The organism is Bacteroides sp. HPS0048 (assembly GCF_964240755.1).
GTDB lineage: Bacteria > Bacteroidota > Bacteroidia > Bacteroidales > Bacteroidaceae > Bacteroides > Bacteroides nordii.
Genome location: NZ_CAXSVC010000005.1, coordinates 191409 through 206461, shown reverse-complemented (window position 1 = coordinate 206461; position 15053 = coordinate 191409). Strand labels below are relative to the sequence as shown.

General features: G+C 42.8%; 14 protein-coding genes. 10 read left to right on the top strand and 4 right to left on the bottom strand.

What is annotated here, in order from left to right; translation table 11 throughout:
• Both ACESQI_RS06325 and ACESQI_RS06320 read right to left on the bottom strand, forming a co-directional pair.
• Positions 1–207: a YtxH domain-containing protein gene (locus tag ACESQI_RS06325; RefSeq protein WP_002561668.1), complete on the bottom strand. Its 207-nt coding sequence runs from the start codon at positions 205–207 to the stop codon at positions 1–3.
• Positions 208–403: 196 nt separating this feature from the next.
• Positions 404–1672, bottom strand: a complete 1269-nt coding sequence (locus ACESQI_RS06320) for a DEAD/DEAH box helicase (protein WP_122202243.1) — start codon at positions 1670–1672, stop codon at positions 404–406.
• A 176-nt stretch (positions 1673–1848) separates the two neighbouring features.
• Here ACESQI_RS06320 and ACESQI_RS06315 point away from each other — a divergent pair, with 176 nt between their 5' ends.
• The 10 genes from ACESQI_RS06315 (at position 1849) to ACESQI_RS06270 (ending at position 11700) form a co-directional block, all read left to right on the top strand.
• The gene (locus ACESQI_RS06315; protein ID WP_025867695.1) at positions 1849–2619 is read left to right on the top strand and encodes an SDR family NAD(P)-dependent oxidoreductase; all 771 of its coding nucleotides are present in this window, start codon (positions 1849–1851) and stop codon (positions 2617–2619) included.
• Positions 2616–3020 (top strand): lipocalin-like domain-containing protein, encoded by a 405-nt coding sequence (locus ACESQI_RS06310; protein WP_025867694.1) that lies wholly within the window; start codon positions 2616–2618, stop codon positions 3018–3020. Before ACESQI_RS06315 ends, ACESQI_RS06310 begins: the two co-directional genes overlap by 4 nt.
• 31 nt (positions 3021–3051) lie before the next feature.
• Positions 3052–3552: an SPOR domain-containing protein gene (locus ACESQI_RS06305; protein WP_002561664.1), complete on the top strand. Its 501-nt coding sequence runs from the start codon at positions 3052–3054 to the stop codon at positions 3550–3552.
• A 420-nt stretch (positions 3553–3972) separates the two neighbouring features.
• Entirely contained in the window at positions 3973–4797 is an 825-nt protein-coding gene (gene cysQ / locus ACESQI_RS06300) for a 3'(2'),5'-bisphosphate nucleotidase CysQ (protein ID WP_195660304.1), read from the top strand.
• Positions 4798–4813: 16 nt separating this feature from the next.
• Positions 4814–6370: an SLC13 family permease gene (locus ACESQI_RS06295; protein WP_025867693.1), complete on the top strand. Its 1557-nt coding sequence runs from the start codon at positions 4814–4816 to the stop codon at positions 6368–6370.
• A 172-nt stretch (positions 6371–6542) separates the two neighbouring features.
• Positions 6543–7106, top strand: coding sequence for an adenylyl-sulfate kinase (gene cysC / locus ACESQI_RS06290; RefSeq protein ID WP_155896588.1), 564 nt, complete (start codon positions 6543–6545; stop codon positions 7104–7106).
• A gap of 29 nt (positions 7107–7135) precedes the next feature.
• A complete protein-coding gene (cysD, locus tag ACESQI_RS06285; protein ID WP_195660305.1) occupies positions 7136–8047 on the top strand; it encodes a sulfate adenylyltransferase subunit CysD in 912 nt (303 codons plus the stop codon).
• A 30-nt stretch (positions 8048–8077) separates the two neighbouring features.
• On the top strand, positions 8078–9508 hold the full coding sequence (gene cysN, locus ACESQI_RS06280) for a sulfate adenylyltransferase subunit CysN (RefSeq protein ID WP_002561659.1): 1431 nt from the start codon (positions 8078–8080) through the stop codon (positions 9506–9508).
• A gap of 103 nt (positions 9509–9611) precedes the next feature.
• On the top strand, positions 9612–10718 hold the full coding sequence (locus ACESQI_RS06275) for a sulfotransferase (protein ID WP_122202244.1): 1107 nt from the start codon (positions 9612–9614) through the stop codon (positions 10716–10718).
• Positions 10719–10734: 16 nt separating this feature from the next.
• A complete protein-coding gene (locus tag ACESQI_RS06270; protein ID WP_122202245.1) occupies positions 10735–11700 on the top strand; it encodes a PCMD domain-containing protein in 966 nt (321 codons plus the stop codon).
• A 164-nt stretch (positions 11701–11864) separates the two neighbouring features.
• Here the strand turns inward: ACESQI_RS06270 and ACESQI_RS06265 are convergent, their stop codons facing one another.
• Both ACESQI_RS06265 and ACESQI_RS06260 read right to left on the bottom strand, forming a co-directional pair.
• The gene (locus ACESQI_RS06265) at positions 11865–12923 is read right to left on the bottom strand and encodes a hypothetical protein (protein ID WP_195660306.1); all 1059 of its coding nucleotides are present in this window, start codon (positions 12921–12923) and stop codon (positions 11865–11867) included.
• 12 nt (positions 12924–12935) lie between these two features.
• Positions 12936–15035: a hypothetical protein gene (locus ACESQI_RS06260; protein WP_195660307.1), complete on the bottom strand. Its 2100-nt coding sequence runs from the start codon at positions 15033–15035 to the stop codon at positions 12936–12938.
• Positions 15036–15053 lie beyond the last annotated feature (18 nt).

Below are 15053 nucleotides of genomic sequence, written 5' to 3'. Positions count from 1 at the left end.
TTAGTCAGTTACTTCTTTTAGTTCGGCTGCAATTTCGTCAACGAGGTTTTCCATCTCATTGCGATTCAGCTTGATACCTTTTTTACGAAGAATCTCTGCTATTTTGTGACGAGTGTCTTCTCCCTTTTCAGGAGCAAACAAAATACCAAGTGCTGCGCCTACTGCTGCACCACCTAAAAAAGCTGCTAATACATTAAGTCCTTTCATAATTTTACTGTTTTAAAGTGATAATACTACAAATATAACGCATTTATTGCATAGGATGTTCTATGGATGAGGATTTTTTTTAAGAGTTTTTATCTGAATCCTCTCATAACTCACAGGGGATGCTGGTGAGGCTGATGGCAAAGAAAACGGCCACTTCTCTTTCGGAAAAGCGGCCGCCTTTTTATATGGATATATCTTATTTCTTCTGTTGTTCTCCTCTTTGTGCCTGTTTTTTTCGCCTCCAGAAGTCTCCATTGGAGCGGCTGCCACGGTATACTTTATTCTCTTTTGCTTTCGCTTTGAGTTCTTCCGTTTTCACCTCCTGCGCCTTGGCGCCTTCGGTGGTGACAAACGGATGGTCTTTGACTACTGGGATTGTTTTCCCGATCAGCTTCTGAATATCTTTGAGGTAAGGTAATTCTTCCGATTCGCAGAAGGAGATCGCAATTCCATCATGTCCGGCACGTCCTGTGCGTCCAATGCGGTGTACATACGTCTCCGGCACATTGGGTAGTTCGTAGTTGATGACGTGTGACAACTGATCTACATCGATACCACGTGCAGCAATGTCCGTTGCAATCAATACGCGCAAAGTATGATTTTTGAAATCCGTCAGGGCACGCTGGCGTGCATTCTGCGATTTGTTGCCATGTATAGCCTCAGCACGTATACCCGATTTGGTCAATATGCGTGCCAGTTTGTCGGCTCCATGTTTGGTACGTGTGAAGATCAACACCGATTCAATCGACTGGTCTTTCAGTAAGTGCAATAATAAGTCCTTCTTTTCCTTCTTCTCTACAAAGTAGACGTATTGCGAAATTGTGTCCACAGTAGAAGAAGCCGGTGTCACCTCTACCTTTTCCGGATGGGTCAGCATTGAGTTGGCCAGTGTCTCTATCTCCGGCGGCATAGTAGCCGAGAAGAAAAGCGTCTGGCGCTTCTGGGGAAGGAGTTTCAGTATCCGTCTGATATCATGGATAAAGCCCATGTCGAGCATGCGGTCGGCCTCATCCAGTACGAAGAAGTCCAGTGTTTTGAGCGATATATAACCTTGGGTTATCAAGTCCAGCAAGCGTCCCGGTGTGGCAACCAGTATCTGTACACCATTGCGCAATGCGTCCGTCTGAGGTTTCTGACCCACTCCGCCAAAGATAACAGTGTGCTTCAGTCCGGTGTATTTGCCATATGCCTCAAAACATTCACCAATTTGAATGGCCAACTCCCGGGTTGGGGTTAATATCAATGCTTTTATTCCTTTGCGGTGGTCGGTTTTATATAGTTTCTGCAAAATGGGGATAGAAAAAGCAGCTGTTTTTCCTGTTCCGGTCTGTGCACATCCTAATAAATCTTTTCCTTGAAGTAAAATGGGGATTGACTGTTCTTGTATGGGAGTGGGAGAGGAATAACCCTCTTCTTTCAGAGCCTTGAGTATGGGCTCTATCATGTTTAAATTTTCAAATGTCATGTAAAAAAGTTGAATGAGCCTCGCGGCTCGTTATGTTATATGGAGCAAAGATACGCGAACTTGTGGGGGTAAATACTTTTATATCGTCGGTTTAATCTTATTTAACTAAGAGAAAGGCCGAATGATAGCAGGTTAAAGCGTATTTTTGTTGCTTAATTCTATAGAGTAATAACAATATGAGAGGTAAGATTGTTTTTATAACCGGAGCAAGTAGTGGAATAGGCGAAGGTTGCGCCCGGAAGTTTGCTTCGCAAGGTTCAGATCTGATTCTTAATGCCCGTAATGTGGCAAAACTGGAAGAGTTAAAAAACGAATTGGAAGCGACTTATGGAGTTCGCGTATTCTTGTTGCCTTTTGATGTTCGTGACCGTAAAGCTGCAACTCAGGCACTGGCTTCTTTGCCCGAAACGTGGAAAGCGATTGATGTGCTGGTAAACAATGCCGGACTCGTTATCGGGGTTGATAAAGAGTTTGAAGGAAACCTGGACGAATGGGATATTGTGATAGATACAAATATAAAGTCGTTGTTGGCCATAACCCGTCTGGTAGTTCCCGGAATGGTGGAGCGCGGACGTGGACATATTATCAATATTGGCTCTATTGCCGGTGATGCCGCTTACCCCGGTGGAAGTGTGTATTGTGCTACCAAAGCCGCAGTCAAAGCCCTTTCGGACGGACTGCGCATCGATCTGGTGGATACGCCGTTGCGGGTAACCAACGTAAAGCCGGGGATGGTAGAGACAAACTTTAGTGTAGTGCGTTATCGGGGCGACAAGCAAGCTGCGGACAATTTTTATAAAGGAATCCGTCCGCTTACAGGTGATGATATTGCAGAAACAGTATATTTCGCAGCTTCGGCTCCGGAACATATTCAAATAGCAGAGATATTAGTGATGCCTACATATCAGGCCACAGGTACTATCTCATATAAAAAGAAAGCAGAATGATGAAGAAATGGTTGTATCTCTTATGTTTGCCTTTGTTGCTATCGATAGTGGCTTCCTGCTCGGATGATGAAGACAAGCTGACTGGTAAGTGGCAATTGAGGCGGTATGAGCTTCCCGACGGCACTGTGCAGAAGGAAGATAGTGTGTTTTATAATTTTCAGAAAGGTAGCTTTTCGGCCATCTGTTTGCTCGAAGATAAGACGTATCACACCTTTTTCGGACTTTATTCTTTGCAGGATGATAAAATTTATATTATTTTGCGCCCCGAAGAGAATATAGATCTTTGCAAGCAATATTTACAGTGGGATGAACTGGGCCGGACATTTCAAATTGAAGAGCTTTCTTCGTCCACTCTTCAGCTTAGGTATGAAGATATTGTATCCGTTTTCAGAAAGTATTGATGCAAATTTATTAACTAAAAGAATATAGATTATGAAAAAATTAGTAGTATTGGGAATGAGTGTATGCATGGTTCTGGCATTTGCTTCTTGTAAATCAAGCGAAAGTGCATATAAAAAAGCATACGAAAAGGCAAAACAGCAGGAACTTGCCGAACCGCAGGTAGAAGCTCCGGTGGAAGTAACTCCCGTTGTAGCAGCTCCGGTAGAGGTAAAGAAGGCTACAGATGCAGCCAATGGTGTGCGTCAGGAGAAGGTAACGGTTGTTTCGGGTAATGGCGACAACCTGAAAGATTATAGCGTAGTGTGTGGTAGCTTCGGTTTGAAAGCAAATGCCGAAGGTCTGAAAGACTTTTTGGATGCTGAGGGCTACAATGCAACTATTGCATTCAATGCAGAATCTGCTATGTATCGTGTGATTGTGAGCACTTTTGCCGATAGAACGGCCGCTGCACAGGCTCGTGATGCTTTCAAAGCTAAATACCCTAACCGTAAAGACTTCCAGGGTGCCTGGTTGCTTTACAGAGTATTTTAATATTTCTTTTTGGTAATATCGGAAGTGGGAAAGCACCCTTCCGGAATAAGGGCAGTAGCTGGGAAGTTGCTGCCTTTTTGTAATATAGGTTTGGTATTTCACTACAGAGAACGCAGAGGACACGGAGCTTTATTATCCGGATAAAACGCAGATTAAAGTACGGGTCTTCTTTTTTTTCACATTTGTGTATTTGCGAAAATCTGCGTTCATCTGCATTTCATCAGAGAAAATAATACCTCTGTGCTCTCCGTGTTCTCTGTGGTGAAATCTTTTTTTTAGTAATATTAGCGCTATTGCTAAAAGAAGTTATAAATGATAGTGCGGAAACTTTGAGAGAAGATAAAGTTTTTACTTTTGTAGCTCATTATATCAATGGGTTATTACGCCTTGTTGGAAACAGGGCTATAATTATATAACAAGATGGAACAGAAATATTTGTTTGTTGCTGTTGACGCGGCCCTGAGAGCAGGCGAGAAGATACTTTCTATCTATAATGATCCGGCATCGGATTTTGAGATAGAGAGAAAAGCCGATAATTCCCCCTTAACCATTGCCGACCGTAAAGCGCATGAAACGATTGCTACGATTCTTCAGGAAACTCCTTTCCCGCTGTTGAGCGAAGAGGGTAAGCATATGGAGTATGCCATGCGAAAGAATTGGAGTACGCTTTGGATTGTCGATCCACTGGACGGAACGAAAGAATTCATAAAGCGTAATGGAGAATTTACTGTCAATATAGCACTGGTGCGCGATGGCATTCCTGTGATGGGAGTCATTTATCTACCTGTGAAGCAGGATCTTTACTTTGCATCCGAATCACTAGGGGCATTCAAACTATCCGGAATCACGGCTTTGGGCGATTCTGCCTCTTTGGAAGAGTTGATTAACTTTTCTGTACGTTTGCCGATAGACGAACCACGCAAGCGTTTTGTTATTGTAGCTTCCCGCTCTCATTTAACCCCGGAAACAGAAACCTATATTGGTGAAATGAAGCAACAGTACGAAGAAGTAGAGCTGATATCGAGCGGAAGTTCCATAAAAATATGTTTGGTTGCCGAAGGGAAAGCAGATGTATATCCTCGTTTTGCTCCGACTATGGAGTGGGATACAGCTGCTGGACATGCTATCGCGCGTGCAGCAGGAATGGAAATTTATCAGGCTGGCGAAGCGTTGCCATTACAATACAACAAAGAAAACCTGTTGAATCCCTGGTTTATTGTAGAGAGAAAAAGAGTAAATCACTAATTGATTTGTACTGATTATGACATTTGAAATTGTATTTGTACTACTATCATTATTGGGAATGGTGATTGCTCTTATATTGGATAAGATGCGTCCGGGTATGGTGCTTTTTTCGGTTGTGGTACTGTTTCTTTGTGCGGGTATCCTTAGTCCGAAAGAGATGCTCGAAGGATTTAGTAATAAAGGAATGATCACCGTTGCCATGCTTTTTCTGGTAAGCGAAGGTGTTCGCCAGTCGGGGGCCTTGGGGCAGGTGATCAAGAAATTGCTTCCCGTAGGTAAAACTACTGTTTTTAAGGCACAATTTCGTATGCTTCCCACTATTGCTTTTATATCGGCTTTTCTGAATAACACTCCTGTAGTAGTAATATTTGCTCCTATTATCAAACGTTGGGCACAAGCTGTTCATCTTCCCGCTACCAAGTTTCTTATTCCTCTTTCTTATGTCACGATTTTGGGCGGTATTTGTACGTTGATTGGTACTTCTACCAATCTGGTGGTACACGGCATGATTCTTGAGGCGGGTTATGAAGGATTCACGATGTTTGAATTAGGGAAGGTGGGTATATTCATTGCCATTGCGGGGATTATCTACTTGTTCCTGTTTTCTAAAAAGCTCCTTCCCGATGCACGTCCCGATACGGCAGTGCCCGATGAAGAGGAAGAAAAAGGCGAGAGCCTCCATCGCGTGGAAGCAGTGTTGGGTGCCCGTTTCCCGGGTATCAACAAAACCCTGGTAGAGTTCAACTTCCAGCGTCATTATGGGGCAGAAGTGAAAGAGATAAAAACTCGCAACGGACAGCGTATCACAGAGAAACTCAATGAAGTTGTGCTTCGCGAAGGCGATACATTAGTGGTAATGGCCGACGATACTTTTATTCCTACCTGGGGAGAGTCTTCTGTCTTTGTGATGCTTGCCAACGGAAAAGATACTGAGCCGGTGCCGGGTAAGAAGAAACGTTGGTTTGCCTTGATTCTGCTCATTCTGATGATTCTGGGTGCTACGGTCGGTGAATTGCCGGTGACACAGGAGATGTTTCCTAATATCAAGCTGGATATGTTCTTTTTTGTTTCTGTGACTACCATCATCATGGCATGGACCAAAATATTTCCTGCCCGTAAATATACCAAATATATTTCGTGGGATATCCTGATTACTATTGCCTGTGCTTTTGCTATCAGTAAAGCAATGGTAAATTCGGGGGTAGCCGATGGAGTTGCAAGTTATATTATCGGTTTAAGCCATAACTACGGACCTCATGTTTTGTTGGCTATTTTGTTTATTATTACCAATCTGTTTACGGAACTTATCACAAACAATGCGGCAGCAGCTTTAGCCTTTCCGCTGGCATTGGCCATATCCCAACAATTAGGGGTTGATCCTACGCCTTTCTTTGTGGTGATTTGTATGGCTGCTTCGGCCAGTTTCTCTACTCCGATTGGTTATCAGACAAACCTGATCGTGCAAGGTATTGGCAATTATAAGTTCACCGATTTTGTTCGTATCGGTTTGCCATTGAATATTATCACTTTTCTCATTTCTGTATTTTTGATACCACTAATTTGGCCCTTTTAAGAGTTGAGAGTTGCGGAAGACGAAAAGATGGGAAAAAGAAAACTAACAGTAAGTATTGTAAAAACGACTAAAAATAATATGCATGAAACAAAATAAGGAACCGAAAGGAGAAGAACTTTCAATTCTCCACTCTCCACTTTCAACTAATCATATTTATCCTATCTTTGATCGTATGCTGGCGCGGGAAGATAAAGAACAGCTATTGAAGCAGCATAGCGTGATGATATGGTTCACCGGATTGAGCGGTTCCGGAAAAAGCACCATTGCCATTGCTTTGGAGCGTGAGTTACACAAACGCGGGTTGCTGTGTCGTATCCTCGATGGTGATAATATCCGCAGTGGTATTAATAATAATCTGGGCTTTTCGGAAGCCGATCGTGTAGAAAACATCCGTCGTATAGCCGAAGTCTCAAAGCTTTTTATAGATAGCGGTATTATTACTATTGCCGCTTTTATCAGTCCTAACAATGATATCCGCGAAATGGCTGCCAATATTATCGGACAGGACGATTTCCTCGAAATATATGTCAGCACTCCGCTTGCCGAATGCGAAAAGCGTGATGTGAAGGGCTTGTACGCCAAAGCCCGTAAAGGAGAAATTAAGAATTTTACCGGTATTTCGGCTCCGTTTGAAGCACCGCTACATCCGGCACTCGAGTTGGACACTTCAAAACTTTCACTTGAAGAATCTGTTAACCGCTTGCTGGAGTTGATATTGCCAAAAGTGAAAAGATAAAAATAAGAGATTTATAAAATAAGAATATAATGAAAGAAGAGTATAAATTGAGTCACCTGAAAGAACTCGAAGCTGAGTCCATTCACATTATCCGCGAAGTGGCTGCGGAATTTGAGAATCCTGTGATGCTTTATAGTATCGGAAAGGATTCTTCTGTTATGGTTCGCCTGGCAGAGAAAGCCTTCTATCCGGGTAAGGTACCGTTTCCTTTGATGCACATTGACTCCAAATGGAAATTTAAAGAGATGATTCAGTTCCGTGACGAATATGCTAAGAAATATGGCTGGAATCTGATTGTGGAGAGCAACATGGAGGCTTTTCATGCAGGTGTAGGACCCTTTACACATGGAAGTAAAGTACATACCGACCTGATGAAAACACAGGCGTTGTTGCGTGCGCTCGACAAATATAAATTTGATGCCGCCTTTGGTGGTGCCCGTCGCGATGAAGAAAAGTCACGTGCCAAAGAACGTATCTTCTCCTTCCGTGACAAATTTCACCAGTGGGATCCTAAGAATCAGCGTCCCGAGCTGTGGGATATCTATAATGCCCGTGTACACAAAGGAGAAAGTATTCGTGTTTTCCCGTTGAGTAACTGGACCGAATTGGACATCTGGCAGTACATCCGCCTGGAAAACATTCCCATTGTTCCGCTTTATTATGCAAAAGAGCGTCCTTGCGTTGAACTTGACGGTAATCTTATTATGGCCGATGATGGCCGTCTGCCAGAAAAATACCGTGATGAGATTAAGATGCGTATGGTACGCTTCCGCACATTGGGGTGTTGGCCGTTGACTGGTGCAGTGGAGAGTGAGGCCGATACAATTGAGAAGATCGTGGAGGAGATGATGACTACCACAAAGAGCGAACGTACTACCCGTGTGATCGACTTCGACCAGGATGCAAGTATGGAACAGAAGAAGCGCGAAGGATACTTCTAATCAAAAAAAATTAAAAACTAAGAATTGAAGATGGGAACTACTTTAGATATAAAAGCATTTCTGGATAAAGACGAACAGAAGGATTTGCTCCGTCTTTTGACGGCAGGCTCGGTGGACGATGGAAAATCAACTCTGATAGGCCGCTTGCTGTTTGATAGTAAGAAATTGTATGAAGACCAGCTGGATGCTCTCGAACGTGATAGCAAACGTATGGGAAATGCCGGCGAACATATAGACTATGCACTGTTGCTCGACGGTTTGAAGGCCGAACGCGAACAGGGTATCACAATTGACGTGGCCTATCGCTACTTCTCAACCAACAACCGTAAGTTTATCATTGCCGATACTCCGGGACACGAACAATACACCCGTAACATGATTACCGGTGGTTCTACTGCCAATTTAGCCATTATTCTGGTGGATGCACGGACGGGGGTTATCACTCAGACCCGCCGTCATACTTTCCTGGTGTCTCTGCTTGGCATTAAACATGTTGTGCTTGCTGTTAACAAGATGGACTTGGTAGACTTCTCCGAAGCGCGCTTCAATGAGATTGTGTCAGAATACAAAAAGTTTGTAGAGCCACTTGGTATCCCCGATGTAAATTGTATTCCGCTTTCTGCACTGGATGGTGACAATGTGGTGGATAAATCAGAGCGTACTCCCTGGTATAAGGGTATCTCCTTGCTCGACTTCCTCGAAACGGTGCACATCGATAACGACCATAACCTGACCGATTTTCGTTTCCCCGTACAATACGTGCTTCGTCCTAATCTCGATTTTCGTGGCTTCTGTGGAAAAGTGGCTTCGGGGGTTATCCGCAAAGGAGACGAAGTAATGGCGTTGCCTTCCGGCAAGACTTCCCGCGTGAAAAGTATTGTGACCTATGACGGAGAGTTGGATTATGCTTTTCCACCTCAGTCTGTCACACTAACACTGGAAGATGAAATAGATGTATCGAGAGGAGAGATGCTGGTGCATCCCAATAATTTGCCTGTCGTTGATCGTAACTTTGAGGCTATGCTGGTATGGATGGATGAGGAACCAATGGATGTGAACAAATCCTTCTTTATCAAGCAGACTACTAATATGAGCCGTACCCGCATTGATAGCATCAAGTACAAGGTGGACGTGAACACTATGGAGCAATTTGCCGTGCCTTTCCTTTCGTTGAATGAGATAGCCCGTGTGGTACTGACTACAGCGAAAGAGCTGTTCTTTGATCCTTATCAGAAGAACAAATCCTGTGGATCGTTCATCCTTATCGACCCGATCACCAATAACACCAGTGCCGTTGGTATGATTATAGACCGGGTGGAAGAGAAAGATATGCGCACTATGGATGATGTTCCGGTGCTGGATCTTCCGAAACTGGGTATTGATCCTAAGCATTATGAAGCGATAGAGAAGGCTGTGAAAGATCTGGAACGTCAGGGCATTGCAGTGAAAATCATTAAATAATGTACAATTGACTATTTACAATTTACAATTTGCTATGCAGATCGTGCAATTTGTAAATGGTAAATAGTCAATTGTAAATAGTCAATTGTAAATTGTAAATAACATGGGATTACTTGAATTCAATAAACTTCCGATAAACACCCTGGTAGGAGCTGACTGGAAAACATTTAAAGCGATAACCGCTGGTAGGGATATCGATGCTGCCTACAAAGGAAAGTATCGTTTGACCAAAGCAGTATGCCGTCTGCTCTCTACATTGGCTCCTTTGCAAAACAGCCGTTACGAAAAGCTTCTGGCCAATAAGCCATTAGAGCACGATCCGGTGTTTATATTGGGGCATTGGCGTAGTGGGACAACGTTTGTACACAATGTCTTTTCCTGTGACAAACACTTTGGGTACAACACTACCTATCAGACTGTTTTTCCACATCTGATGATGTGGGGGCAACCTTTCTTTAAAAAGAATATGAGTTGGCTGATGCCCGATAAACGCCCGACCGATAATATGGAACTGGCTGTAGACCTGCCGCAGGAAGAGGAATTTGCACTGGCAAATATGATGCCTTATACATATTATAATTTCTGGTTTTTGCCCAAATACCAGCAAGAATATGCTGATAAGTATTTGTTGTTTGATGGTATCCCCGACGAAGAACTGAAAGTGTTTGAAGATACATTTAAAAAACTGATAAAGATTTCATTGTGGAATACGCAAGGTACTCAGTTCCTGAGTAAGAACCCTCCTCATACGGGGCGTGTGAAGGAGTTGGTGAAGATGTTTCCCAATGCAAAGTTCATTTATCTGATGCGTAACCCGTACACAGTATTTGAGTCTACACGTAGTTTCTTTACCAATACTATTCAGCCTTTGAAACTGGAAGATATCAGCAACGAGGAGATCGAAAAAAACATTCTCTCTATTTATGCCAAATTGTATCATAAGTACGAAGCCGATAAACAGTATATTCCTGAGGGAAATCTGATTGAAGTGAAGTTTGAGGATTTTGAAGCGGATGCTTTGGCGATGACCGAGAATATATATCAGAAACTCTCTATTCCAGGCTTCGAAGAAGCACGTGAAGCAATAGAAAAGTATGTAGGTGGAAAGAAAGGATATAAGAAAAATAAATATAAGTACGATGATCGTACTGTTCAGTTAGTGCAGGACAATTGGGACTTTGCGCTGAAGCAGTGGGATTATAGTCTTTAAAAAGAAAGGAGAAAGGATGACAAAGAGAACATATCGCCGTCTGATGACGACAGGCTTTATTGCTTTATGCTCGGCTGTTGTTATGGCGCAACATAAGGTAGAAATGCTCCCGTTTGGGGATATGGATCAATGGGTAAATCGCGAAATAAAAGAGTCTGCCATTATTGGTGGAAATACAAAAAATGTATATGCCGTCGGGCCTACCCAAACCATAGCTGGTTCAAAAGCTTATACGAATCTTGGTGGTTCTCCTTGGGCTACTTCCAATGTGATGGCGAAAGTAGCGGGAGTCACAAAGACAAATACATCTGTTTTTCCCGAAAAGCGGGGAAGTGGATATTGTGCACGTCTGGAAACTCGTATGGAAAGTGTGAAAGTGTTCGGACTCGTGGATATTACGGTACTTGCTGCCGGTTCTATGTTTCTGGGCACGGTACATGAACCTATTAAAGGTACCAAAAACCCCAACAAAATGCTTGGAATGGGGATTCCGTTCACAAAGCGCCCTATTGCTCTTCAGTTTGATTATAAAGTGAAGATGTCTGATCGCGAAAACCGTATTCGCGCTACAGGGTTTAGTAAAATAACCGATGTGCCGGGCAAAGATTTTCCTGCAGCGATTTTGCTTTTACAAAAGCGTTGGGAAGATGCTGAAGGTAATATTTTTGCAAAGCGTGTCGGTACGATGGTTGTTTATTATTATAATACCGGTGATTGGCATAATAATGCTACCTATGAGATTCACTATGGTGATATAACCGGAAGTCCTATATATAAACCTCATATGATGCGCTTACAGGTTGACGAACGTTATTCGCTCAATAGCAAGGGAGAGAGTGTACCGGTTCGTGAAGTGGCATGGGCCGATAAGGATGAAACGCCCACTCACATGATTCTTCAGTTTACTGCCAGTCATGGAGGAGCTTATATCGGTTCTCCGGGAAACACCTTGTGGGTGGATAATGTGAAACTGGTTTATTAGATAGTTGACAACTGATGAAAGAATAAGAGGGTCTCAAAACTAAAATTAGCTGTTGTTAAAACGCAGATTAACGCCAATTTACGCAAATATTAAATTATACCTGCGATAAATTGGCGTTAATCTGCGTTTTTAAGTTGTATAATTACACAAGTACGAGGAAGTTATCACTCGTATTCCCGTATTTCATTCTTATAGATTTTTACTTCTATCAGCTTTTTGGTATTGGTGTCAGAAACCCAGAGGCTTGATCCCGCTATCAATAGTTTTTCTGCCTTTTTAAATGTGTAACCGTTTACAGATTTGAAACCGTCTCCCCATTCTTTTTTCGTACGATCATAGATATAGATAGAACCATTACTGGCAGACACCATCATCTGATCGTTGTGCAAAGCGATACCGCAAGGGTTGAAGTTGGTATCGAGTGTCTTTTCTGCATCTATTAATATTTTTTGATCACCTTTTTCAATACGTGCAGTGTCTATTGCCTGAATTTTTTTGTTACCGTATTGCCCGTAATCTGCCAAATAAACAATACCGGTAGAATCCTGTACCATCTGATGGGGATTAAATCCGTTGTTTGTATCCATTCCTATTGCTGCACTTCGACAATAAAAAGGCACTTTCTGATATTTTTCCGGAGTTACGTCCTCTTCCCGGTAAACGGCAATCTCTCTTTTGGTGCGAACAATAATCTTTCCGTCCGGGGAAATCGCCATAGCCTGTGCCTGAAACAATCCGCTTACTCCATCACTCCAACTGCCAGTCCCAATGCGCGTAATGAAATTCAGGTCTTCGAGGGCAAAAACATCGATGCGAGTCTCTCTACTTAATACATACAGACGATTGGCCGGAGATACTCCGATGGCTTCTATCGGACTTTGAAATTTCTGATCAGTATTTCCATACTTCCATGACCGCAGTGATATTAGGTGTTGTTTCTTCTTTTTATCATACAGCTCTAGGCTGTAATGTCCGTTCTGTATGTTTGCTACAAACAGTGTATCTCCTTTTATATAGGTGGCTCCTGGAGTAAATTTACCCTCGTTCAGGGCAAAATCCACAGCCGATAATTGCTGTCCTGCTTCATAGGAGTAGTAATAATGACTGGTATATGGCTCTTCAGGTTTTTGTGGTATACCTCCTGACATATCTTCTTCCGAGCAGGCCCCTGCAATCATCAGGGCCAGTAGCAGGTGGCTTGTATGAATTATCTTTTTTTTCATGATTATTTCCTTTTAGTTCAGTTCGTTTATTGGAATATCGGTTATGGTACGTTCAGTGCGGTCTATTACAAACAGTGTTTGTCGGGATAGCATTATTTTCTCCACATTACGGAAGGTATGTTCACCTATGGTTGTATAATCTTTTAGGATTGTTCCGGTTTCCTGATTCACTTCTGCCAGGGCTACCGGTTGATTCTTTCCGGTGGCAAATGATACGAACATTCGTTTGCCAACAAAAGCAATGTCGTAGGGAGAATGAGAAGCGGGGAGGTCTATTACCCGTTGCGCTTTCCATTCCGTTTGTTCGCGCATCACGTTACAGTCGAATACATAAATTTTCCGATTACCTTGGTGGGTGATATAGAGTAGTCCGTCAGCTCCCATTGCCTGTCCATAAGTTCCCATAGCTTCACCCATATTGATTGTGCGGCAATAGTTGGCTACTTTCTTGTAACTACCTGCTACAACATCATCTTCCATGAATACACACACGCGTTTCTTGTCCCGGATAAACACACATCCACGACGCACAAGTACATCAAAGGCATGTACTGTCTGAGTACTACCTTCACCCCAACTACCTGTACCTATACACGTAATAAATTCCAGTGTAGCCTCGTCAAATACATCTGTACGGCTACCTTCATTTGTGACATATACTTTTCCATGTGCCACTGTAACCCCGTTAGGTTTCCCGGCAAAGGTCTTGGTTTCTGTATTCTCAGTCCACTCTTTTACACTTTTTACATGCGTTAGTTTTCCTTCTTTCTCTTCCAGGACCTCCAGACTGTATTTCCCTTTTGCATCATTGACAATATATATGCGTTTTTTGTAGACACACACATCTTTTGGAGTAAAAGTCTCTTTGGTAGCTCCCGGGATGTTTTCATAAGAAATAGAGCAGGAGAGGGGTGTTCCTTCTTCAATGTTTTCGTTGTCGTCTTTCAATGCCGGGGCCAGACCACCGTCTATGGCATCCAGTTCCGGATCTTCAATGATGTATTTAGAGCGTTGGTAGCGGGCAGTACCATACAGTTTTCCCTGTTTACGTGTATGCATAAATCTTCTTGAGTAGATGGGAAGTTTTTTATCAATACACAACTGGGTATACACTTTATTACAAAGGGTAATCCATCCCGTTCCGGTTTGTTCATAGGTCATATTTCCGTCGTGTCCATAGCCCAGGCAGTGTCCCAATTCATGAAAAATTGTGTGGGTTTGGTTCGTGTCGTCTGCATAGTGTTCAAGGTAGCACCATTCGTTCAGTCCATAGGTTTCTCCTCCACCCAGACCGTTTACTCCACTCACATGCCCCACCAGGAAACCCGAATGATTGATTACCTGTTTGAGCAATTTGTCGATGTCTACCACTGCCAGATCATTGTTACTATGAAGTTTACCTCTGTATTTCTCCAATTCCTCGGCAAATTCCGGTGAGGAGAACATATAGGCAAAGTTCAGCATAATAGCTACCGTTTCTCTGGCATGGGCGGCGAGTAGGGGGAATTGCCAGCTACCTTGTTGGCTGTAGGCAGAAAAACGCACCCTGTATTTGCTTTTGGTAGAGAGTAGTTTTTGATAATAACTATCCTCACAATCTGTCTTCAACGAGAAATCTGATGCTGACAGATGTGGGTTAGCCATGATTTGTATCTCTTTTCCTGAACGGGTGATATAACGTTTGCTTTCGGTGAGCATTGGCAGTGCCCGGTGATATTCGGTGAAGGCAGGCACTACATCAAACTGTGCCAATTGAAACTCTTCATCATAGCCATTGATTTTTGCCCAGATTGTTACTCCATGTATGGGACGGGGCGAATAGAAGCGGATGAATAGTTCCTGCTTTTCGTTAATACTCACTTGCAGAGGCTGATTGACGTAAAAGAAACGTTGGCTGTTGTCAAAATACGTAGTTGAAGGTTCGTCGTCCTGCAACATAAGTTTGAATACGTCAGGTGCCAGATCATTCTCTGTAACCTTTATTAAGCCGTAAGGATTATCCGGCACTTTATCTGTAGGGAGCTCATTAGAGTTACTATCAGTACAAGCCTGTAAACTCCACATACCCAAAATGAACAAACCGATAAGTTTGAGGATTTTGTTATTAATCATATTAATTGTTTGTTTTTT